This is a genomic window from Vibrio cincinnatiensis DSM 19608, assembly GCF_900167345.1.
GTDB lineage: Bacteria > Pseudomonadota > Gammaproteobacteria > Enterobacterales > Vibrionaceae > Vibrio > Vibrio cincinnatiensis.
In genome coordinates this window covers 166,267-189,092 of record NZ_FUXB01000006.1, presented here as the reverse complement: position 1 = coordinate 189,092, position 22,826 = coordinate 166,267, and the positions used below count along the sequence as shown (strand labels likewise).

Sequence of the window (22,826 nt, the reverse complement as noted above, 5' to 3'; positions counted from 1 at the left end):
TCTTTACGGTTCGAGTGAACAATATGTGATCGTTCTTAATCTTCTAGTAGCGCTAAAATTTGGGCGGTTTTCTCTTCAACCAACGCTGGGTTAGCTCGAGATTCTACGTTCAGACGAACAACGGGCTCGGTATTTGATGAACGTAAATTAAAGCGCCATTGTGCAAATTCCATACTGATCCCATCAGTAATATCCGTCACGAGTGCATGATCAATAAAAGCCTCCCATACTCGCTGTACTGCTGCTTGAGCATCATCAACCTGACGGTTAATCTCACCTGAAATGGGATAATGGCTTTGCGCTTTTGTGACAAACTGAGATAGGCTCAACCCTTGCTCTGAAATCAATTCAGCAATCAGTAACCACGGCAACATTCCAGAGTCACAATAAGCGAAATCACGGAAATAGTGGTGAGCCGACATTTCACCGCCATACACCGCATCTTCCTGACGCATCCGCTCTTTAATAAAGGCATGCCCAGTTTTTGACTGTATAGCGATTCCCCCTGCTTGTTGAACAAGATCGATGGTGTTCCATGTTAAACGAGGGTCATGAATGATCTTGGCATTGGGTTCTTTTGCTAAAAATGCTTGAGCTAACATCCCCACAATATAATAACCTTCGATAAAATCTCCGTTTTCATCAAATAAGAAACAGCGGTCAACATCCCCATCCCAAGCAACACCAAAATCGGCTTGATATTTGATTACCGCATCAATCGTGGACTGACGGTTATCTGGTAATAATGGATTAGGAATTCCATTGGGGAAATTGCCATCAGGAGTATGATTGATTTTGATAAACTCAAAAGGTAGATGAGCTTCTAAGTTATCAATCATATGCCCAGCCGCCCCATTTCCCGCATTGACGACAATACGTAAAGGTCGCAGTGAGTCACGGTTGATGTAGCTGAGCAAATGTTGTGTATACTCACGAGAAATATCGTAACGTTGCGATTTTTGCTCAGGTAAAGCTTGAACATTGGAGGGAACATAAGGTTCAGAAGCGACTAATGCCTTAATGTCGTTGAGCCCAGAGTCTCCACTAATTGGCTTAGATTGCTCACGAACCAACTTCATCCCGTTATATTCTTTTGGGTTATGGCTGGCAGTGACCATGATGCCCCCGCCCAGTTTTAAATGGCTGGTCGCAAAATAGACCTCTTCTGTCCCCACTAAACCAAGATCAACCACTGCAACACCACCATCCATTAAACCGTGGCGTAGCGCACCTGCTAATGATTCACTGCTCAACCGAATATCATAGCCCACTGCAACTTTTTTCGGCTGTAGATAGTCGGCATAGGCCCGACCAATCCGATAGGCAATATCTTCATTTAATTCATCCGGCAGCCGACCGCGAATGTCATAAGCCTTGAATGCTTTAATTAAATTCCCCATGATTCTCTCCCAAAATCGTAACGTTATCATTTTTAATTTTTTACTTGGACATTTCAAGGATAAGTTGAGATTTTGCTCGATAAATGTGATACCGATTGAGTTTTAACTGTCTCTTTCGCTAAAAACAAAAACGCCAGAGTGCAATCTCTGACGTTAAAAATGATAAGGTTACGATCAATACTACGTTTAGTATTACATTAGCGTGGATAAAGTGTGGTTTTTTCAACATAGCGCAAAGCTTTGGGATCGGCACCTTCAACATATTTGACCATATAACGAGAGAGCATCTTTCCCACACTATGAAAGTCTTGTCGTAAACCAGGAATAGGAGGAGTAAAGAAACTCGGCAAATCACAAGTCTCTACCGCTATCATTTCAATATCTTTTCCTATCTTTTTCCCTGCATCCTGAATGCCGGCGATCATGCCACAAGCGCTGATTTCCGACCCACAAATAATACCATCAGGCGGATTATCTCCTGCCATTAAGCGACAAGCATAATCGCGGTAATTATCAACATCGGTATCGAAAATAATGTCGGTTTCCTTTGAAAAGGATAAACCGTATTCCATCGAGGCACGCTTAACTCCATAATATTTATGCCATGCATAGGTATAAATTTGAGAAGAACTAAGCAAACGAATACGCTGACAACCTTTGTCATAAAGATAGCTAGCAGCTCGATAACCAATATCATAATTATCGATATCTACATAAGCGTGTTCTATCGTCATCTCCGTCTGGCCAAAAGTGACAAATGGAATGCCCTGCTCGTGTAGGTAAGTGACCCGCTCATCTTGAGTTTGAGTTAAGTTGAAAATGATTCCGCCAGCTAAGTTATTTTCAACCGCATACTTAACCGGAATTAATGGATCCTGCCCGGGCTCTAGGGGTAGCACCGTAAGATGAAACGGGGTACCTTCAAGCCCCGCCGTTAACCCAGCAATCAAAGCTAACGTCCCGACATCCCCGACAATATCACCGGGTTTTGTCACTGGTAATATTGCACAAATATTGTAATTAATGCCGGTTCGCAAGCCTAAACCAGAGAGATTAGGGCGATACCCCAGCTTTTCAGCCGCAGCTTTCACTTTATCTTTGGTTGGCTGTTTAACATCATCACCATCTTTAAGAGCACGAGAAACGGTCGTCACCGACAGTCCAGTATATTCAGCAATGGTTTTAAGAGTCGCTTTCGACATAATTATTCTACTTAATTGTTATATCCAAACCCGTAACGTTAAGAAAGTTTCTCATTGATACATGTGAGACTCAAGAGAAAGGTCAAGTTTTTTTAACCACATCAAAAAAACAGGTGCTTACCACCTGTTTTTTTCTTAAGTAGAACATAATCTTAAACTAAATTCGTTCTTCTGTTGCAGCACAGAAAATAGAGATATTTTGCAGATTCATATGTAAGTTTAAAGCATCTCCATTACGGATCTGTAAGTTGGCATCTAATTTAGATCGCAGAGGCTGACCATGCATATCAAACTCGGCAAGGGTTTCTGAGCCCGTCATTTCAAATGCGCTGACCGGAAGTGTTAGCTCAAAATGGCTATTAAGCGGAGATTGAGTGATATGTTCAGGACGAATACCAAACAAAACTTTACGATCATGGACAGGTTTATTGATAAATTGATAGTCCTTAACGGGGATCCAAATATTATCTACGAGCACTCCCCATTCATCTCCCTCTTGATATAACACACCTTTCAATAAGTTAATTTGTGGAGAACCGACAAATTTTGCGACAAAAACATTAGCTGGCTGGTTATAGATTTCATAGGGCGTGCCAATTTGTTGTGGAATACCTTTATTCAGCAGCACAATTTTTGTGGCCAAGGTCATGGCTTCAATTTGATCGTGAGTAACATAAATAATGGTAGAGTCTAACGTTGCATGCAGCTTTTTCAATTCTAAGCGCATTTCTCCCCGTAATTTAGCATCTAAGTTAGATAACGGCTCATCAAACAGGAAGACTTTTGGTTGTCTCATCAAAGCTCGACCAATAGCAACACGTTGACGCTGACCACCAGAAAGCTGAGCCGGTGTTCTATCAAGTAAATGACCAATTTGTAGCATATCAGCGACTTCTTTCACGCGTTTGGCTATCTGTTCAGCTGGCTTTTTATTAATTTTCATTCCAAAACCAATATTTTCACCCACTGTCATATGGGGAAATAAAGCATAGGATTGGAAAACCATCGCAATATCACGATCTTTGGGATCAGCTAAAGTAACATCTTTACCACCAATTACGACTTGGCCTGAAGTGACATCTTCTAAACCTGCAATAAGACGCAGTAAGGTTGACTTACCACAACCAGAAGGGCCAAGTAATACCGTAAAGCCACCCGCTTCCATTTCTAAGTCAATGTCATTTAGGATGACCGTTTTACCAAAAGTTTTATTGAGTTGTTTTACTTCTACAGCGTGCATAATGTCATCCTCGTATTATAAAGCCATCGCTTGAACGACTTGGTCAGTCTGCTCTACATTAGTGATACGTTTAATCATTTCTAAACAAGCCCGTCCATTATGATAAGGGCATTTCCACGGTTCGACTTTTGCCGTGTTTTTATAAGGCTCTCCTAAGCGGTTGACTTTCCAATACCATTCCCCATTTACATTATCTTTTAACTGGCTTTGAATAATATTCCAACATCCAAGGGTATAAGCCAAAAACTCTGGACGAGCCTCCTTTTGGTAAGCATTAAAAAAGCCCACCATCGCTTCTGCCTGCACCCACCAAATTCGGTCTGAATCCAGTAGATGCCCTTCTCTCAACTCATTAAACACCGCTCCATCACGATCAACTCCTTGTTCTCCGATGACTTTCGCCATCGCACTACTTTGATCGATAATGCGGGTTGCGAGTTGAGAATTGACCATTTGCTTTGCCGCTTCGTCCATCAACCATGTCCCTTCAATATCATGTCCATAAGAGACATCCCGAGAAACACAGTGCCAATCACGAGTGAAAAATAAGCCGTAGTGTAGTGTGCCATCAACCACTTTTTCAGCCATAATTTGGCAAAGTGCTGCCAGTTGTGACTCAACCCGAGGATCTTGCGTGGCTTGGTGTAACACGGTATAAGCTTCCAAAACATGCAGGTGGGTATTCATGGATTTTTCTGCCAACACACCTTCTGCAGTATCGCAAACCAGTTGATTTTCAATCGGGTTCCATGAGCGATCAAAGGCTTCACGATAACCACCAAAGGCCACATCGTAGGCATGAGACTCGATCAGCTCAAATAGCGACATTGCTACAGAAAGAGCTTCTTCATTCCCCGTTGCTAAATAAAACTCACTAAGTGCATAAATGGCAAACCCTTGATTATAAACATGCTTTTGCGAATCCGTAACGTTACCATTTTTATCTAAAAGCCAAAAAACACCACCATGCTGCTTATCCAGCGCTTTGTCGATGATAAATTGGTAGCAATGCTGCGCTGCATTCAAGTAACGTTTATCACCTAAAAGTCGATAAGCTGCTGAAAATGTCCATAAAATTCTGGAATGCAATAACACTGCTTTATCATGTTCTGGGTCAATGTTGCCGACAAAATCGGCATAACAATAAAACCCACCCAGTTGATTATCTTGAAATTGCAGCCAGAAATCTAAAATATTATGTGCTTCATTTTTGAGCTGCATTTTCAGTTGGGTTAGTTCTAACATAGTTTCTTCTCTTAAAAATTGAGGCTTTAAATTACACGTCATGCCAATGCTGTTTTAATTCATCCCGCTTTAACCACAGCAAACCAATAGCCGTAAACAAAGCGGGTGATAAACTGTAGAACACACTCACCACTGGCATGAGTATGGCTAACAGTAAACCTATCCCCATTACCGTTAATGACCCTAATACCACCATTTTTTCTTCTTTCAGTAATTGCAACGCTTGGTATAAGCGGGCTTGTATTGTCGCAGTGTGATAGCAGCTCATCATGATTAAAGCGCAATAAGTCGTGATTAAAGCCAATAAAGCTACGGGCACTAAACTCAACGCTAACACAGCAACCACTCGGTCAGAATCAACCACTGCCCACTGGACATACCACAGCACGGAAAAAGTTGGAAATACAAGGAGCCATCCTGTCTGGTTACTGGCTATGAATTCTTGCCGGTATTGCTCCCACATATCCTTAATGGTCACTTTGCTTGCCCCATTGAGATAACGACGTAACATAACGCAGACCATAACCGTGGCAGGAAAAATGCCAAACACTCCCCCGCCCAACAAACTAAACCCTATCCACGCCAAATTAAGCCACGCTAATCGAGTCAGCCAATGACAAGCCATAATAAGCGGAGAAAAAGAATTCATAGCCACACCTTAACCTTTCACGGCTCCGTTCGTTACCCCTGCATAAATCTGTTTTTGCAAGGCTAGGAAAATGACGATTGAGGGGACTAAAATAATGACAATCCCGGCTGAAATCGTGGTCCACTCCGTACCAAATACGGAGGTAAACTTGTACAAAGCCGTAGAAACGGTCACCTGAGAGGCTTCGGGTAAATACAACAGCGGGAAATAGAAATCGTTATAAATAAAGATGGTGCGGAGGATGATGATTGTCGCTATCGCAGGCTTGAGCAGTGGAAGAATAATTTTCCGATAGATAAGAAAATAAGAGGCACCTTCCATTTTAGCCGCTTCATCCAGTTCAACCGGAATACCTTTCATAAATTGTAAAAAGACATAGATCATCACCACATCTGCCCCAATATACAGCAGAACCACAGAGGCTTTATGGTTAATTAAACCTAGGCTTTTAATCACTTCAAAGGTTGCCACTTGGGTCGTAACCGCAGGGATCACCATTGCTACCACATAGGCTAATAAAACCAGTTTTTTACCTCGGAAATCAAAACGGGATAACACATAGGCTACCTGTGTTCCAAACACGATAGTAAAGAATAAAGAGATGAGTAAAATTGTTCCCGTGTTGAGAAAAGCCAGCCCTAAGTCTCCATCAGTAAAGACTTTTATGTAGTTGCTAATATTCGCAAACGTCTCAGGAAAGCCCACTTTACTGGTATTGTAATACTCATCCAGCGTTTTAAATGAAGCCATAAGCACCGAGTAAGGAGGCACCAGTACCGCTAGCGAGGCTAAGGCTAACGTGAGGTATTTAAACGCATTCCAAAATACCCAAGAGGGTTTCGACAGATTCTTTTTCAAACGAGCCTTTTTCATTGCCCGCTCAGAGCGCTCTACCTTTTCTAATATCTGCTGCTCTTCGTAACTCATGGCGGTTGATGGTTCCGACATATTATTTCCCCTCTTTAAACAGCACTTTTTGTAAAATCATAAATAGAACAACAATCATCAATAGCAAGATTGCCATCGCCGATGCAAGACCAAAATCATTAAAGTTAAAGGCCGTTTCTAGCGTTGCCATCACGAAAGTTTTCGTACCATTAGCTCCTTTAGTAATGATCATGGGAATTTCAAATACAGAGAGCGAGCCAACAAAAGCCAATAGAACCTGTAAGCCAATCACTAACTTAATTGAAGGTAAGGTAATAAAACGAAACTGTTGCCATTCGCTGGCCCCTTCAATTCGAGCGGCTTCGTATTGATCTTGAGGAATCGATTGCAATACACCAAAGAATAAAATGAGGTTAAAACCCAGATAGCGCCATATTGAAGCGGCCACTAATGCCCAGTTCACGACCTTGCGATCCATGAGCCAAGGTTTAATCCACTCATCTAATCCAATCAAGATTAAAAAACTATCGAGCGCCCCATCAACTTGATAAAAAATTTGGAACACCATTGACGCCGCAACCGCATTTAAAACAAAAGGAATAAATAACAATGTCTTAAATAGGTTTCTTCCCGCGAGTTTCGAGTTGACGAGAACCGCAAACCAAAGTGAGAGAGTCAGTTGAATAACTGCTCCAGCAAAGTAATACAAGGTAACCAAAAGAGGTTGAAGTTGATCGGGTTCTTGCCAAAGGTAAGTATAATTTTCTAACCCAATAAAGTTTTTTACGGGTGCATAACCATCCCAATCAGTCACGCTCATGTAAAATAGCTGGCTAGCGGGGTAATAAGAAAAAGTAAACAGCAAGGTTAAGGGGATCGCTAAAAATGCCACGATAATTAACCTTTGCTGCTGTTTTAACGTTAAGTCAAACATATAAGCTCCCAAAAAGTATCCAACCTCTAATTCCTAAAATCCGACCTCGGTTGAATAAAGTCATCTCATTTCAAATAAATCTTAACGTTACGATTTAAGTGTAGCAATGCTTAAGAACAGTCATATAAATTTAATGTGAAACCGATCAATAAACACGATAAGCAGAAGCTTACCTTTGTGATCTAGACACACATATGTCCTAGATGTTAAATGAGACCAAACGCTCATTTCTCTCTAAAAACCACAAATCGAAACGTTACGAATTTCATAACAAAGTCTAATTCAAAGATGACGCTGACGATACTCACGAGGCGACATTCCGTAATACTTTCGGAAACGATGGGTAAAATTATTGGGGTCTTGGTAACCCAAACGTAAGGCGATCATTTTGATTGACCAGTCTTTGTGTTGCAGTAAATCCAATGCTTTGCGCATTCTCAATGTGATCACATAATCACGAGTAGGCATCCCGACAATCTGCTTGACGACCCGATTAAGCTGCTCTTCACTTAAATAGCTCTGCGCTGCAATTCTTGATACGGTCCAATCCTGATGTAATTGAGATTGGACCATATTCAGTACACTCATTACTCGAAGTTGTGTATCAGAGAGTTGATTATCAAGATTAGACAAAATTTTCACCACTTCACTGATCATCAACTGGCGAAAGGCCGCCCGGCCACCAATATCACGATGAATCAAGCTGGCTAATGACCAAATGGCTTCGCAGTTATCAAAACGCATCACCGGACGAGCAAAGTGATGAATATCCTGCCAACGTTCATTGTCGTACAACAACAGCCAAACCATTGTCCATATGGGGGCATCACAGGCTAACTCAAAGCGAAAAGGCTGATGGGCAGGTAACACCGTAATCGTATTCGGAGGTATCATCCAGCCACCATTTTCGGTGCAGACCTTCCCTTCTCCCTCTAAAGTAATTAATACGGTATGAACCTCTGGCATCGACCTTTCCACCCAATATTGATCAGCAAGATGAGCGAGACCAGCCATAAAAATTCCCTGCGGTTTCATCTCTGGTACATCCGATTGAACAAGAAAGCGTTCCTGACAGGCCGGAGCAAGAAAAACCTCATCACGCCATTTTTTCTCACTAAGCAAAGTGGTCTCCATGACGGGTTTGCACAGATTTTTGTCATTTGGGAACATTTCACATCCTCTTCTTTCCCTTTACAGTACGCCTAAATCTCATTGCCTTTTAAGATGTTCATTTAGCATGAAAATAATGCGCATAACACCCAGTACCTCATACATTTTGACCCATACATTAAAAATTGGTGTGCCAGTTGCCATTCAGAGTGCGCTGGTCGCCATTTTATCGTTGGCAGATGTGTTAATGGTCAGTAGTTTCGGAAAAGAAGCAACGGCAGCGGTCGGTCTAGCCTCTAAATGGCACTTTGTCGCTATTATGATTATGGCGGGTCTTGCCACGGCTAGTGGAATTCTTGTGGCCCAATTTTGGGGGAAATCCGATACCATAGCCTGTAAAGTCATTACTCTACACGCAGCAAAAGTGGGCGTTGCAATTTTACTCCCAATCAGCATAGCGTTTGTTTGGTTAGCACCTTGGATTTTACAAATACAAACCAGTGACTTGGTGGTGATTGCCCTTGGCAGTGAATATTTATTGTATGCTTCACCTGTACTCATTTTAACGCATTTAGTGATCATCACAGAGTCAACAATGCGTTCAACCGGCGATAGCCTAACACCGCTGGCTATCGCCGCCTTAACCATTGTGGGCAATATCGCTTTAAACTACCTCTTAATCACAGGGCAGTGGGGGCTTTCCCCTATGGGTGTCGCTGGAGCGGCGTTGGCAACAACTATCGCTCGTTTACTACAAATGCTGACCTATGTGTTTTTCTTCTCTTATAAACAGCACTGGCTCACCACGACATCATTGCCGCTCAAAAAGCCACTCTGTCATTTATCACAAACCTATAACCAATTAGCTCTTCCCGCGGTTGCCAGCGCACTGTTATGGGCGATCGGTACGATGATTTATCAAGTCATTTTTGGGCATATGGGAACATTAGAGCTGGCGGTCTATAGCACTCTGGGGCCATTTGAATCACTTTGTTATGCGTTGTTTTTTGGCTTATCCGTCGCATGCTCCGTCATTATAGGTCAAAACCTCGGACGCAGAGAGTTTGCCACAGCAATGGAAACATCCCAGCTATTTACGAAGATGTTCACCTTACTCGGGCTGGTAACCACTCTACTGTTACTGCTCGTTCAGCCATGGCTATTACGGGGATTAAACCTAGACTCTGAGTTATTTCTCCCATTATCCCAACCCGCGATGACAATTTTAAGCATTGCGATCAGTTTGAAGATGCTCAATATGGTCATCATCAATGGGATACTGAGAGCTGGGGGCGAAAATACGTTTTGCTTGAAGATGGATTTCATCGCTATGTGGCTCTTTGGTTTACCTCTCACCGCCATTGCCGCATTTGCCATGCATTACTCTTTTGAACAAGTGTATATGATGATGCTGGTAGAAGAGATCATCAAATTAACGCTCTGTTGGCGGCGCTATCGTACTCGGCTCTGGTTACGGGATTTAACCACCCCCCATAACTTAGCAGATAACCATAGCGAACCGGCTTGTTAATATCCAATGAAGCGGTAAGAGGAGACACCGTCTCCTCTTATGTTTCCGACACTTGCTCTTTGTTCACTTCAGCTTCTAATTCTGCGAGGGTTTTAGGCTTAGAAAAATAAAAGCCTTGGATAATGTCGATATCCAATTCGCTTAACACTTCCATTTGAGACAGGGTTTCAACCCCTTCAGCCACCACTCGAAAACCAAGGCTTTGCACCATGCTCACCAGCCCTTTGATAAAAGCTAAATTTGACGGTTTTTCACTAATATCATTAATGAACGATCGATCAATTTTTACCTCTTTAATAGGCAACCCTTTCAAAAGAGATAAAGAAGAAAACCCTGTACCAAAATCATCCAATGACAAACTAAAGCCAGCACTTTGCAACTCTCTTAATGTTCGATAACTCATTTCTTTATCCGAAATCGCAGCTGTTTCAGTGATTTCTAAGCAGAAGAGAGAAGGAGGCAATCGATAAGCATTAATTTTATCCAAAAGATGCCGAGTAAAGTGGCTATGTACCAACTGACGAGCACTAATATTGACTGAAATATGGTGCAAACTACGCAACCATGGGGATGAAACGACATCTTGGCATACCCGATCAATGATGCAATCACCCAGTTTCATCATTAAAAAACTGTTCTCTGCCACCGCAATAAATTGGTTCGGCGGAACCACACCTAAAGTTGGTGACGACCATCTTGCCAGTGCTTCGACAGAACAGATCTGTTTACTGCGGTTATCATACAGCGGCTGGTAGTGGACTTGTATTTCACCTTGTTCAATGGCTTGGCTTAATAGATGTTCGGTTTGTAAATGGCTTTCGAAGGGTTGATGCATTTTTTCCTCATAATGCATCACCTTACCACCGCCCATTTGCTTTGCGCGGTACATCGCAATATCAGCATGTTTAATCAGCTCATCGGCATTAAGGCCTTGGCTTGGATAAAACGCGACCCCAATACTGGCTTGGCTAACCAATTCAATATTTTGATAACACATCGGTTTTTCCACTGCACGCAATAACCGCAAAGCCAACTCAGAAGCTTGGTGTGCATTAACAACATCACAGAAAAAGACAAACTCATCACCACCAAAGCGCCCGATCAGATCTTGAGAACGCAATGACTTGGTCAAGGCTTCTGCCACATGACGCAGTAAAGCATCCCCCACTTGATGGCCAAACGTATCGTTAATCATCTTAAAGCGGTTGAGATCCATCATCATTACCGCTCTTGGCTGCTCAGGCTGCTCCTTAATGTGCTTTTCGATCACTTCCATAACTTTACGCCGGTTGGCGATGCCCGTCAGTCCATCAAAATAGGCCATTTGGTGGATTTTATCGGCTGACTCCTGCTGTTCGGTAATATCAATCATCGAACCAACAATACGTACGGGCTGACCATGATGATTGCGGATCGCAGAGCCATTCATCTGAACCCAAATATAATGCCCATCATCACGTGATAACCGTAGCGTCATTTTGAATGGGCTCATCGTGGTTAAATGCGATTGGATCATATCTTCAAATGCCAGCATATCTTCGGGATGAATACGATTAAGAAAGAGCTGCGGATCAATCACACCGGACTGATTAGACTGAGTAAAACGCAACATGACACTTAACCGGCCATTCCAGTAAAGCCGCTGCTGTTGCAAATCCCACTCCCAAATACCATCATTCGAGCTACTGGAAACCACTTTAAGTTGTTGCAGCAATTGCTGTGATTTTTTATGCCGCTGCTGGCTGGTTTCAATCAAGGCGTCTCGCTCAATAAATAGCGATAAAATATCTAAATAGTTATAGAACATCGCCGATTGAGCGATACTCCGCTCGCCACTCTGCTTTTCAACCACGGTAACGACATCCCAATTCCCTTGCTCCCCTCGGTTCACCGGTAAAAGGGTGATCACACTGGCTTCTTTTACCTCCAAATACGGTAGGTTTCGCACATCTTGCGGATCGCGCTTTTGTCGCTTCAACTCATCACTGCTGATTAAACTGCGTTGGGAAATCAACCGATACTGCTCATAGCGGTGCAGCTCTGCTCTTTTCAGTTGGCACTGATACAGAGTTTGTGCATCAAGAATAGACTGAAAGCCTCCTTTGGCTAAAGAATAAAGGTTATCAAACAGCTCAGAAGGAGAATGTAACGCTTCATACAGTAAAGCGTGGCGAACAGATTGCTGGTCAAGTTCTAATGGTTTATCTAACGGTGAAGACCCACACGACTGGCGAACCACTAAGCTTTGCTCAATATGCAATACTTCTCGGCTAAGCCCCACTCCGGCAATACGCTCTAATGCTCGTTGAAAAACAGCACGAGTTAGCTGTTCTAACTGCTGATCCACCGTGGTTAATGGCGGAGAAATTCGACAACCAGAGAAAATATTATCAATTCCAACAACAGCAAGATCATTAGGAATATCAATATGATGTAACTTAAGTTGTTCTATCATGCCCAGCGCATTTTGATCCGTCGCACAGATGACCGCCGTACAAGGGTTAGACGATAGTGTTAACCACTCTTCCGCCGCTTGCCGGCCCCCTGCCAACTGGCAATTGTCTACACTAAATAGCTGAGAGGTATCAAAGGTTCGATGATGATAACGCTCAACACACTGTTTAAAGGCATTGAATCGAGAACGAATATCTGTAACCGAAAGATCGCCACAAAAACCAATGCGTTGATGGCCTAATGAAACCAGCCACTGATATAACTGCTCAACACCACTACTTTGTAAACTGGAAAACTGTTCAACGGGCAACGGAGAATAGCTTGCCCCCATCGAGATAACAGGAATATCCAACCGAGTCGCGGCTTCCACATAGGTGTTTGCTGCCGCATGCAGCACTACGACCAAAGCATCCATCTGGTGCAATGCAATCGGCAATGAAAAATCCCGACTATCGCCAGAACGAATAATAATAAGATTGACGCCTTTTTGTTCCGCCAATAGGCGAAACGTGGCACTAATTTCTCCCATATAGAAGCCACTAAGCATGGGCATAACAACGCCGATTGTGACTCTACGCGAACTCAAACAGGTAGGCATACAGCAACTCATCCTTGAAAAGAAAAGTTCATAATGCCTAACTGCTTGGTTTTTATAAATGCAATACTGTTAAAAATGACTTCGATCGCACATTTAGTGCTTAAATTACTGAATTATGACCAAATTTTATGCATAAATTTTCAAGCGGATTGACGAATTTCAAAGCGACCGACCAATTGATTTAACCGATGTAATGAATTTTGCATCAAAGTAGTGCGCCGTGATAGCTGGGCTGATGCTTCCTGTAATTCAACCACCGTTGACTGCGCAGCATCTGCGGTTTGCCTATGCTCCTCACTATTACGAGCCAGTTCCTGAATTAAGGAAAATAACCCAGTGACGGAGGCTTGTAGATGCTCACTACGGTTAGAATCGTCCATCATTTGGGCGTTATTTTCTACATTGGTGATTCCCTCTTGCATATAGCTCACTGCTCGTGCCGATTGTTGATGCAATGCTTCCATTAACTCGCCAATATTATTGGCCGCTTGAGAGGTTTTATTGGCCAATACCCGAACTTCATCCGCGACCACAGAAAAACCACGCCCATGTTCACCCGCTCGCGCCGCCTCAATGGCAGCATTCAACGCCAGCAAATTCGTTTGTGCGGTAATTTCGGTAATTAGCCCAACAATGCCACCGATTTTTTGCATTTCACTGTTTACTTCATTGACCGTTTGCGCTGAAGACTGAACAATATTTTTAATGTCTTGCGCACTCTCTGCGGCTTTTTGATATTCCTGCTGTGCCACTTCTACCGCTTGTTGCATGAGTTGATCCATATCGGTTGCGGTATCGTGTGCATGGACGATTTCTTGGCTTTGGATTTGTGCTAAAGAGAGCATCTCGGTGATTGAATTGGCCGTGGTGTCACTCGTAGAAAGAAGTATCTGACTACGTTTTAACATCGATTCAGATACATTTTGCACTTCCTTACTCGCAAAAACCAAATCGTTCACTATCTCTTCTAAACTATCAATAAAGCTGTTTGTCCATCGCCCTAAATCTCCCGTTTCATCGGCTTTAAAATGTTCAGTACTAAGGCGTCGAGTCAAGTTTCCATCCCCTTCTGCCAGTACTTGCATGACCTGGGTCATACTGGATAAATGTTGGGCGATCGGTTTCGCAGTTAATCCATGAAACAGAGCCACCGCGATCGATCCCATTAACATAGACAGTAATAACAATTGCCACTCGGCTAAGGGGTAAACATAACTAATTAAAAAAGGCAGTAATAACGGTGCAAAAATACTTAAGGTGAATTGTTGATCTAATTTGAGTGATAAAGAGCGGTGTCGATAAACTTCTTCCAAATCTGACTCACACATCATCCCCCAACGGTCAAGTGAACCGGGCATGACAAAGGTCACCCCTTTGCCAATTACGGGAATGTGCCGATAATCAGAATAACCCGGATACTCAACGAATAAATTCGAACCTCGCTTAATGGTTTCTCGCACACCCGGATGAAGCTGCTGCGTCGCAGGATCCGTAAACATAATCTCAAATTCCGTATGACGCTGAATTTTTACCGTCCCCCACTGGGTATGAATCCCCTCCTTGAGGTTCTCTCCATGGGAAAAGCGGTTATCTTCAAAGCGCGAGCGAGACAGCGCCGTTCCAGCTCGAATCGAGCGATCAAACTTCGGTTCCACCATAAACAGATAGTTGTCCCCCGATTCGCTGTAAATATGCCCAGCTTCTCGTTGGATTAAATCCCCCACCACGTCATTGGGAACTCGCCCACAAAGACACCCAATAACTTCTCCATGGTGAATCAAGGGCTGGTAAAACATCAGTGTCACTTCATCATGAAACGAGGAGCTAGAAGGGCCAATCGATAGCGTTAATTTATCAATATAAGGGCCATGTAAAAACGGCTTCTTCAACCCCATCTGTAACGCTTCTAGCGAAGGAACTGAACGTCCATTTTGTTGTATGTAAGTCGAGTTCACCACAACACCTTGTGGAGACACCACAAATAACTCCGAAAAATCGCTCGAACGTTTCAGCAAACGTTGCAAAGTCTCGTGATATTCCAGCTCACCTTTAGCCGATAGATATAAGGCGGCATCTTGTAAAAAAGACCATTGATTATTCGCCCAGGTGGTTAATATATTCACACGAGTATTCGCTATGTTCTCAAACGTTTGTTCAAGGGTTGAGATTCGGCTGCGATTCAAGAAGCAAGCTTTACGCATGGCCAATTTACCTGTTTTACCTAACCAAGGAAGCCAATGTTGTTCTTCTATTGTGAGTTGCATAATAATTACTATCCATGTATTTGATTATTCAGGATTAATAATGCAAACCTTATTCCATGGTAGGAAAAAAAGATGGCTATGCTACACATTGCCCCCAAGAGTAAACAGCTTCACTGGTTTCTGAATATTTTACTAGTCAATCCGACTATTGAAGGGATATGCACCATGCCCAGGACGCACCAAGTTGGGGCAATAAAAATTCAACTCAGCGAGAAACTGCACCATATTGGTGAAATAGGAAAATCAAGGTGAAGGGGGAAAGCCAACATAACAGGTTGGCTTTGTCTCTTGCTTACGGTTATTGACTCATAGCAACTAAAGATTTACCAATTAGCCATTCCACTTGCTTATCGCTATCTGCGCCCAACTTCTCTTGCGCTAGCTTATAAAGGCGTTCAATCGCTAATTGAGAAAAGGTTTCCGCTCGCTCTGTCGAGACGACATGGTGGAAAACCAAACGAAGAATGGAAAGAAATTGTTCATTTTCTTGCAAAGCATGTAACCAGCTATGAGTAAAGGCTTCTATTCCTTTTTCAAATTCTAAATGCGTGACGAATAAATTAAAAATTTTCCCATCGAGAGCTAACGCAAAATCCGTTTTCTTCGGAAAATGATGGCTGATCCCAGTTCTGGAGACTCCGGTTTGCTGACTTAACGTCGTATAAGACATTTTGTCGTAGCCCAACCTTAATAGTTGATCGATCACCGCATCCATGATCCTTTGGATAGTGATCTCTGTTTCTTCTTTACTACGTTTTGGCATGGTTTAGACTCTTCTATAAATTATTCGTGTATCTTTAAACCTACAATTTGATCTTATTCGCATCAGTGACGTGGAGCCGAATGACGATCGACACTCCAACAAGATAAATTGAACAAATACAAAGCCGCTCTACATACAAAGTGTTTATTGTTGATAACCTAAGTCAGCCAAGCGGTGAAACCATCATGAGCAATAATTTTATACATCAAAAGAATCATCTTATAATCCATTCGTTAAGACAATGAAACAAATGCTATTCTGACAAAATACTGGCACATTGTGTGATAAATATTAGATATGAGTCACATCAAACATCTTTTCATTCGCCAAAATTCCGTTGCGCATCGAAAAAACTCACATGATCACCTCCCTTGATCTCGTGAATACCCCAAGTTATTTGATTGGCATCACAGGTGGGTGAGAGGTAAAATAGCCTTAAATTTTGTAAGAGGATAATGAGATGAGTGATCAAAGCTACGTAGAAAATGAAGTCTGTGAAGCATGCGGTGTGGCGGGTGAAATGGGCTTTATCATCAAAGAAGGAGATGAAGTGGCTGAAGTAACCGTTATCGCAGATAGCCAAGCGCTTCTTCAGCAAGAATTGGATAAATATATTCAATTAGCCAAAGAGGTGTGCACCAATGTTGAGCACGAAGTATTACCCATGACCGACAATGAACAAGAGTTACATGCACGGTTTAAATTTGAAGTCAGTGCAGAAAAACTGATCTTTGAACTTAAGTCACGCTCTCTAGCACGCTAAATCTTCAAAAGTGAGCGAATAATCGCTCACTTTTCACTCAAAGGAAGGTGTTGAAATCAGAGCGATTGCCATTGATACTATCGCACTCCCTACCCATATTCATAGGATATGATGATGTTACGCTGGTTGATTTACACGTTAATCCTACAGTGCTCCTTCCCTTTACTGGCCAGCGCTCTTGATCAATATAAGATATTGAACCATTTAGATAACTATGGAAATCTAAATTTACGCAATAAACCTTATACGCAACTTCCCACAGGCTTAGAACTTAAAGGTAATCTGAATATTGCCAAAACAGCGATCCGAGCACTTCCTCAAGGATTACGCATTGAAGGAAGCTTAGAGGCATCAAATAGTCAACTCTCACGTATTCCTAGGGGTATATTTATCCGAGGGTATGCTAATTTACTCGGTTCTCAAATCACACAATGGCCAGCCGGCGTGAATGTTGGAGGGTATTTAAACTTCACCGATACCCCTTTGGTTCGTTTACCGCCAAGGCTGACCGTAAAAGGTGATTTAAGTGTGGTGCGCACCCCATTAGAAACTTTACCAGAAGGGTTAGTGGTTCAAGGTGACCTTTATATTGGCGGATCTCAGATTACTCACTTTCCAGACACTCTGACCGTTAATGGCAATATCTTCTTAGGGGGCAATCAAATCCAGCAATGGCCTACAAATTTAACGCTCGGCGGAGTGGTCGTTAGATAGCTTATTTAAAGAGGTTTCCCCAAAACAAGCTGGCATAACTGATGATATTGTTCGCATTGACCACTGAATAACTCATCAATGATACCTTGCTCTTTACCCCCAGAAAGGCGACGTTTCATGGCTTCTCGAACCAACAAAACAACATGCCATTCTTTACTGACATGACCAGGTTGCATTGGATGCCACACATTCAATGCTTGACTTAAAGCCGTCATTTTTAGTTTGGGTTCAAAGTTCTGCACTTCATATTTTAGAACTTGCTGTAAATGAGGATACACTGCATCGCTGGCAACACTTTCACGTAATCGATTAATGATTGCAGAGCTTAGCTCACTGTGTTTAATCACCCCAGCTTGGCGAGGGAATGTGTCTCGTAGTCGTACAGAGAAGTCGACTTTAGTGATCTGAGTATTGGGAAAGAAAGTAAGTGCGGACAAACAATCTAAAGGAATCCAGAGTGCTTGGCTGGTTTCAATCGCGTATTCTTGTTTACCCAGCTTAAAGAGCACTAAACCTTGATCGACTTGTATCAAGCTATGTTTAATCGCACGTTTTCGCGCCGTCACTTGCAAATAGGGGAAAGTGCAAGTTTCTGACTGAATAGCGTAGTTCATGATTCGCCTCATCTCATTGGAGGGCGCTAAGAGTAACGCTTCTCGATAAAAAAGCCAACTGAACTGAACCTTATCAGCCCGATTCTGGTCTGACCTTATAAATTATGTGCTAACGGTAGCTGCGAGTACTGGCTAGTACGCGTAGAATGAGCCAGCTTTTTATTTGATGTACAAAACTATGACTTCAACAAACGATCCCTATATTGATATTCGTCCTTACAATGACGAGGAAATTCCCGCAGCCATTGAGCGTTTAATCAATGATGAAGAATTTATTTCCGCGATTTTACAGCATCGCTTTGCTCGTCAGCCTGCGTGGCTAAAACCACTGATGGGACCCATCGTTAAAATTTATCTTAAATTCAAATGGGCAAAACTGACTTCTGTTGAAGCGATTCAACTGGAAGTAAAAAAGTATCTTGACCAGACCTTAGCGCACACCACCCAAGGAGTGACCTATAGTGGATTAGATAAACTAGATAAAAATACCTCATATCTGTTTATCTCTAATCACCGAGATATTGCGATGGACCCCGCGCTGGTTAACTACGGCCTACACACCCATGGTCATCGCACGGTACGCATTGCCATTGGTGATAATTTACTCAAAAAACCCTGTGCGACGGAATTAATGCGCTTGAATAAAAGCTTTATTGTCAAACGCTCCGCGAAAGGCCCACGCGAAATGATGAAAGCGCTCAGCACGCTCTCAGCCTATATCAAGCACTCATTGGATACGGGTAATTCTATCTGGATTGCACAAAAAGAAGGGCGCGCCAAAGATGGGAATGATTTTACGGATGCCGCTATTTTAAAAATGTTTCATGTCGAAGGCCGTAAACAAAAAATTGAGTTTGCCGATTATATTCAATCGTTAAAGATTGTTCCTGTCTCTATCTCTTATGAAAATGACCCTTGCGATGTGGCGAAAGCTCGTGAACTGTATGAGAAAGCCACGCATGGCCAATATCAGAAAGGCGAATTTGAAGATATAGAAAGTATTATTCAAGGCATCGTCGGCGAAAAAGGCCGTGTTCATGTCGCTTTCGGTGATGTGATTAATGACCCCTTTAGCACACCGGAATCGTTAGCTGAAGAAATTGATCGACAGATTCACCACCATTACCGTCTCTATCCGATCAACTACTTAGCAGCACAAAAAGAAAACGAGGGCATCACCGCACAACACCAAGCACAACTTGCTGAGAAATTACACCTCTTACCTGAAGGTGCGCATTGCTATTTACTTGATAGTTATGCAAATCCTGTCCGCAATAAATCTTAATCTATTTTCACCTGAAGAAGCCGTTAACGCTGGCTCTTCAGGTGAATATCACATCAACCATCGTACCTAGTCACTGACCACTTCGATATCCGTTTCTGGTATACAACTACATGCCAAAACTTTCCCTAGATGCCGTTCCTCTTCCAGTAATGCTGGAAGTTCGGGTTGAGACACCTTGCCTGACGCCACGGTGACTTTACAAGCGCCACAAAATCCAGCTCGGCAGCTACTCGCTATGGGAACACCCGCGGCTTCCGCTTGTTCAAGTAAGCTGGATTGGTTATTTCCGCGAAATACCTTCCCATCAAGACTGATTTGCACGGTTTTATAAGCCTTACTGACCGATAGTGCCACTCCAAATGCCTCCTGATGATAGGCACCTTCTGGTAGCCCTTGTTTTAACAATAAATTTTTAGCTTTTTGCATAAAACCTTCTGGACCACACACAAAGACCTGACGTTGGGACAGATTAGATATCTGTTTAAGATGAGATAAGGATAGTCGCCCTTTTAAACCAAACCAATCTATCGGTGGCTGGGTTAAACAAATCATCATTTTGAAGCCTGGGTAAGTTCGCTTTAATTCGTCCAACTCTTCCCGTACAGGAATATCGTTCACTGTCCGACATTGATGATAAAACACCACATCGTGTAATTGGTCTTGATCGGCCAGATAACGAATCATCGACAACATGGGGGTAACCCCACTGCCAGCCGAAAGTAATAACAGAGGCTGATACGACGGCTGGGGCTGTAAATGAAAACGCCCATTCGGTGATTGTGTTTCTAGCGTGTCTCCAATGTGTAAATTATCCAATAACCAGTTGGAGACGAGCCCACCTTCAATGCCTTTAACTGAAATGGCCAAACGGCCGGGGCGAGAAGGACTAGAAGAAAGCGTATAACAGCGAGAAATCGTTTCCCCATCTAACGTGATGTCAATCGGCAAATGCTGACCGGGTAAATAATCGGGCATGGCCTGATCCGGTTCTAACCAGAAGGTAACAAAATTATTGGCTATTGTTTCACGCTCTACACAAGTCATTTGATAACGAGCGAATCCATGATCGATGTAGATCTCTTTCTCTTTATATTCCAGCACTTCTATTTCATCACCAACATGAATCATACCTTCATTTTTGGCAATCAAGTTTTGACCGAAAAACACCCCACCCTGTTCATTGGCACGAAACTGAGACAATGTCCGCAAAGGCTCTTTCGATGCCCGAAATTCGCCTTTCTCCACATCCACCGTCGTCAGAATGCAGCGTTCACAGGGTTTTATCGCTTCAAACTCCACTTCTCCAATTCGAATTCGCTTCCAACCATCTTCAGCAAAAGGTTCCGTTCCGGAAACGACCAAATTGGTTCGAAACTGATCCATACTGTGCGTTTCTACGCTTCGGCGATTAAGTTCATCTAATGAACCTTGGCTAATCACCAGCACAGGATAACCATCAGCAAAACTGACATTACTACCCACTTTTTCACGTATGCGATGAGATTGCTCTCCAGTGAACAACAACTCAACGCGCCGGCCCAATACATCACTAAACCAATCATTGGCTTCATCAGTGGTGGTATAAGCAGTAAAACAGTCTTTCCATACTTGAGCTTGAGCGGGTTGCATTTTAAATGTCTGGTAACAAACCTTTAATGATGGCCTATTGGGGGCTGAAAATATCAGACCATCCGGTGTCAACACCGAGCGGATGTTAACCATGGTGGGGTACTTTCTCGCCGTCACCATTCCACCATCAGCAAAAGCCAGCATAAAGCGACGATCAAACAACAAACCTTGTTTTTCAACCCAAGCACTGGAAAGAGACAATCCACCAATGGACTTTACGGGATAGACCGAAATTTTTGAAAGTAGAGCGGACGACATGACGATTCCTTATTCATTATTATTCTCTGCACTGGCTATACTAAAACAAATAAAGCAAGATTCAATCGCCCTCAAACGCTTATTAAGCCCCTTTCAGCCCCCTCTTCTTCCAAGAAAAAGGTGATATTGTGCCGTTTTTCCTCTATCATCCTGTCGCCTAAACGGAACCGTTTGCGTCATATGGAATGGTCAGGTTTAGGCTCCAATCATTCAACTTATCCATGGTGGGAGCAATTCATGACAACACTTACGATCACTCGTCCTGACGATTGGCATGTTCATCTGCGTGATGGCGAGGTTCTAGCCGATACGGTACGCGATATTAGCCGTTATAACGGACGCGCCTTGATAATGCCGAATACCGTCCCCCCCGTCACCACCACAGAAATGGCGCTGGCTTATCGTGAACGGATCATGGCGGCAAAACCTCACGCTCATTTTGAACCCTTGATGACGCTCTATTTAACGGATAACACCTCCGTTGAAGAAATTCGTAACGCCAAAGCTTCAGGAGCGATTGTGGCGGCAAAATTGTACCCAGCAGGTGCGACCACCAATTCAGACTCCGGCGTCACTGACCCCAAAAATATTTACCCGGTTTTGCAAGCCATGCAAGAAGAGGGGCTGCTACTCTTGATTCATGGGGAAGTAACCACGCACGATGTCGATATCTTTGACCGAGAAAAAACCTTTTTAGAAACGGTGTTAGCCCCTATCGTGCAAGATTTTCCACAATTAAAGATTGTGTTAGAACACATTACCACCGCCGAAGCCGTTAACTTTGTAAAAAATGCAGGTGAAAATCTCGCGGCAACCATCACCGCACATCACCTACTCTTTAATCGTAACCATATGTTAGTTGGCGGTATTCGCCCGCATTTTTATTGCTTACCGATCCTCAAACGTGCCACTCACCAAGATGCGTTGATTGCCGCCGCTACCTCCGGCAATAAAAAATTTTTCTTAGGGACCGACTCTGCCCCCCACGCAAAAGGCAATAAAGAAGCTGCTTGTGGTTGTGCAGGCTCTTACACCGCACATGCCGCCTTAGAACTTTATGCAGAAGTATTTGAAAAGGTAGGAAAACTAGACAATTTGGCCGCATTTGCTTGTCATAATGGGCCTGATTTTTATGGGCTACCACGTAATAGTGATACCGTCACACTCACTAAACAAGCATGGGACGTGCCGACCTCTTTGCCATTTGGGAAAGAGAGAGTAACACCTATTCGTGCGGGTGAAACGGTGCAGTGGACTGTGAAGTAACCCCCTTTATTTAACGAAC

At 43.0% G+C, this 22,826-nt stretch carries 18 protein-coding genes; 5 read left to right on the top strand and 13 right to left on the bottom strand.

From position 1 onward, the window contains the following. Nucleotides 1-35: 35 nt before the first annotated feature. From B5D54_RS07455 to B5D54_RS07420, 8 genes are all read right to left on the bottom strand, one after another. On the bottom strand, nt 36-1,400 hold the full coding sequence (locus tag B5D54_RS07455; RefSeq protein WP_078925906.1) for a phosphohexomutase domain-containing protein: 1,365 nt from the start codon (nt 1,398-1,400) through the stop codon (nt 36-38). 197 nt (nt 1,401-1,597) lie between these two features. Then, complete coding sequence (locus tag B5D54_RS07450; RefSeq protein WP_078925905.1) at nt 1,598-2,602, bottom strand: LacI family DNA-binding transcriptional regulator; 1,005 nt, start codon at nt 2,600-2,602, stop codon at nt 1,598-1,600. A gap of 157 nt (nt 2,603-2,759) precedes the next feature. Continuing rightward, complete coding sequence (locus B5D54_RS07445) at nt 2,760-3,842, bottom strand: ABC transporter ATP-binding protein (protein WP_078925904.1); 1,083 nt, start codon at nt 3,840-3,842, stop codon at nt 2,760-2,762. A 15-nt stretch (nt 3,843-3,857) separates the two neighbouring features. Beyond that, nucleotides 3,858-5,087 carry an AGE family epimerase/isomerase gene (locus tag B5D54_RS07440; protein WP_078925903.1) on the bottom strand — a complete coding sequence of 410 codons (1,230 nt, stop codon included), beginning with the start codon at nt 5,085-5,087 and terminating at the stop codon, nt 3,858-3,860. 31 nt (nt 5,088-5,118) lie between these two features. Then, the gene (locus B5D54_RS07435) at nt 5,119-5,736 is read right to left on the bottom strand and encodes a DUF624 domain-containing protein (protein ID WP_078925902.1); all 618 of its coding nucleotides are present in this window, start codon (nt 5,734-5,736) and stop codon (nt 5,119-5,121) included. A 9-nt stretch (nt 5,737-5,745) separates the two neighbouring features. Continuing rightward, nucleotides 5,746-6,684, bottom strand: coding sequence for a carbohydrate ABC transporter permease (locus tag B5D54_RS07430; protein ID WP_078925901.1), 939 nt, complete (start codon nt 6,682-6,684; stop codon nt 5,746-5,748). Between the two features lies 1 nt (nt 6,685). Then, entirely contained in the window at nt 6,686-7,558 is an 873-nt protein-coding gene (locus B5D54_RS07425) for a carbohydrate ABC transporter permease (protein ID WP_078925900.1), read from the bottom strand. A 282-nt stretch (nt 7,559-7,840) separates the two neighbouring features. After that, nucleotides 7,841-8,728, bottom strand: coding sequence for a helix-turn-helix transcriptional regulator (locus tag B5D54_RS07420; protein ID WP_078925899.1), 888 nt, complete (start codon nt 8,726-8,728; stop codon nt 7,841-7,843). A gap of 67 nt (nt 8,729-8,795) precedes the next feature. Between B5D54_RS07420 and B5D54_RS07415 the strand changes: the two genes are divergently transcribed. After that, nucleotides 8,796-10,199, top strand: coding sequence for an MATE family efflux transporter (locus B5D54_RS07415; RefSeq protein ID WP_242004551.1), 1,404 nt, complete (start codon nt 8,796-8,798; stop codon nt 10,197-10,199). Between the two features lie 37 nt (nt 10,200-10,236). Here the strand turns inward: B5D54_RS07415 and B5D54_RS07410 are convergent, their stop codons facing one another. From B5D54_RS07410 to B5D54_RS07395, 3 genes are all read right to left on the bottom strand, one after another. Beyond that, complete coding sequence (locus B5D54_RS07410) at nt 10,237-13,206, bottom strand: EAL domain-containing protein (RefSeq protein WP_078925897.1); 2,970 nt, start codon at nt 13,204-13,206, stop codon at nt 10,237-10,239. Nucleotides 13,207-13,391: 185 nt separating this feature from the next. Then, a complete protein-coding gene (locus tag B5D54_RS07405; protein ID WP_078925896.1) occupies nt 13,392-15,515 on the bottom strand; it encodes a methyl-accepting chemotaxis protein in 2,124 nt (707 codons plus the stop codon). A 298-nt stretch (nt 15,516-15,813) separates the two neighbouring features. After that, nucleotides 15,814-16,278, bottom strand: coding sequence for a TetR family transcriptional regulator (locus B5D54_RS07395; protein ID WP_078925894.1), 465 nt, complete (start codon nt 16,276-16,278; stop codon nt 15,814-15,816). Nucleotides 16,279-16,738: 460 nt separating this feature from the next. Here B5D54_RS07395 and B5D54_RS07390 point away from each other — a divergent pair, with 460 nt between their 5' ends. Beyond that, nucleotides 16,739-17,041, top strand: a complete 303-nt coding sequence (locus B5D54_RS07390) for a YfcZ/YiiS family protein (RefSeq protein ID WP_078925893.1) — start codon at nt 16,739-16,741, stop codon at nt 17,039-17,041. Nucleotides 17,042-17,152: 111 nt separating this feature from the next. Continuing rightward, on the top strand, nt 17,153-17,755 hold the full coding sequence (locus B5D54_RS07385) for a hypothetical protein (RefSeq protein WP_172459866.1): 603 nt from the start codon (nt 17,153-17,155) through the stop codon (nt 17,753-17,755). Between the two features lie 5 nt (nt 17,756-17,760). Here the strand turns inward: B5D54_RS07385 and B5D54_RS07380 are convergent, their stop codons facing one another. Continuing rightward, nucleotides 17,761-18,369 (bottom strand): AraC family transcriptional regulator, encoded by a 609-nt coding sequence (locus tag B5D54_RS07380; protein ID WP_078925891.1) that lies wholly within the window; start codon nt 18,367-18,369, stop codon nt 17,761-17,763. 178 nt (nt 18,370-18,547) lie between these two features. On the opposite strand from B5D54_RS07380, the gene B5D54_RS07375 reads away from it, so the two are divergent. Continuing rightward, nucleotides 18,548-19,654 (top strand): 1-acyl-sn-glycerol-3-phosphate acyltransferase, encoded by a 1,107-nt coding sequence (locus tag B5D54_RS07375; RefSeq protein ID WP_078925890.1) that lies wholly within the window; start codon nt 18,548-18,550, stop codon nt 19,652-19,654. 66 nt (nt 19,655-19,720) lie between these two features. Here B5D54_RS07375 and B5D54_RS07370 read toward each other — a convergent pair whose 3' ends face one another. Further along, a complete protein-coding gene (locus tag B5D54_RS07370; protein ID WP_078925889.1) occupies nt 19,721-21,541 on the bottom strand; it encodes a hybrid-cluster NAD(P)-dependent oxidoreductase in 1,821 nt (606 codons plus the stop codon). Between the two features lie 237 nt (nt 21,542-21,778). Here B5D54_RS07370 and pyrC point away from each other — a divergent pair, with 237 nt between their 5' ends. Continuing rightward, on the top strand, nt 21,779-22,807 hold the full coding sequence (gene pyrC, locus B5D54_RS07365) for a dihydroorotase (protein WP_078925962.1): 1,029 nt from the start codon (nt 21,779-21,781) through the stop codon (nt 22,805-22,807). Nucleotides 22,808-22,826 lie beyond the last annotated feature (19 nt).

Coding starts and splice junctions, on each gene's coding strand:
- B5D54_RS07390 (WP_078925893.1), top strand. CDS start 16,739: ATGAGTGATCAAAGCTACGTAGAAAATGAAGTCTGTGAAGCATGCGGT.
- B5D54_RS07405 (WP_078925896.1), bottom strand. CDS start 15,515: ATGCAACTCACAATAGAAGAACAACATTGGCTTCCTTGGTTAGGTAAA.
- pyrC (WP_078925962.1), top strand. CDS start 21,779: ATGACAACACTTACGATCACTCGTCCTGACGATTGGCATGTTCATCTG.
- B5D54_RS07440 (WP_078925903.1), bottom strand. CDS start 5,087: ATGTTAGAACTAACCCAACTGAAAATGCAGCTCAAAAATGAAGCACAT.
- B5D54_RS07410 (WP_078925897.1), bottom strand. CDS start 13,206: ATGCCCATGCTTAGTGGCTTCTATATGGGAGAAATTAGTGCCACGTTT.
- B5D54_RS07435 (WP_078925902.1), bottom strand. CDS start 5,736: ATGAATTCTTTTTCTCCGCTTATTATGGCTTGTCATTGGCTGACTCGA.
- B5D54_RS07415 (WP_242004551.1), top strand. CDS start 8,796: ATGAAAATAATGCGCATAACACCCAGTACCTCATACATTTTGACCCAT.
- B5D54_RS07380 (WP_078925891.1), bottom strand. CDS start 18,369: ATGAACTACGCTATTCAGTCAGAAACTTGCACTTTCCCCTATTTGCAA.
- B5D54_RS07455 (WP_078925906.1), bottom strand. CDS start 1,400: ATGGGGAATTTAATTAAAGCATTCAAGGCTTATGACATTCGCGGTCGG.
- B5D54_RS07395 (WP_078925894.1), bottom strand. CDS start 16,278: ATGCCAAAACGTAGTAAAGAAGAAACAGAGATCACTATCCAAAGGATC.
- B5D54_RS07370 (WP_078925889.1), bottom strand. CDS start 21,541: ATGTCGTCCGCTCTACTTTCAAAAATTTCGGTCTATCCCGTAAAGTCC.
- B5D54_RS07425 (WP_078925900.1), bottom strand. CDS start 7,558: ATGTTTGACTTAACGTTAAAACAGCAGCAAAGGTTAATTATCGTGGCA.
- B5D54_RS07445 (WP_078925904.1), bottom strand. CDS start 3,842: ATGCACGCTGTAGAAGTAAAACAACTCAATAAAACTTTTGGTAAAACG.
- B5D54_RS07420 (WP_078925899.1), bottom strand. CDS start 8,728: ATGTTCCCAAATGACAAAAATCTGTGCAAACCCGTCATGGAGACCACT.
- B5D54_RS07430 (WP_078925901.1), bottom strand. CDS start 6,684: ATGTCGGAACCATCAACCGCCATGAGTTACGAAGAGCAGCAGATATTA.
- B5D54_RS07375 (WP_078925890.1), top strand. CDS start 18,548: ATGACTTCAACAAACGATCCCTATATTGATATTCGTCCTTACAATGAC.
- B5D54_RS07450 (WP_078925905.1), bottom strand. CDS start 2,602: ATGTCGAAAGCGACTCTTAAAACCATTGCTGAATATACTGGACTGTCG.
- B5D54_RS07385 (WP_172459866.1), top strand. CDS start 17,153: ATGATGTTACGCTGGTTGATTTACACGTTAATCCTACAGTGCTCCTTC.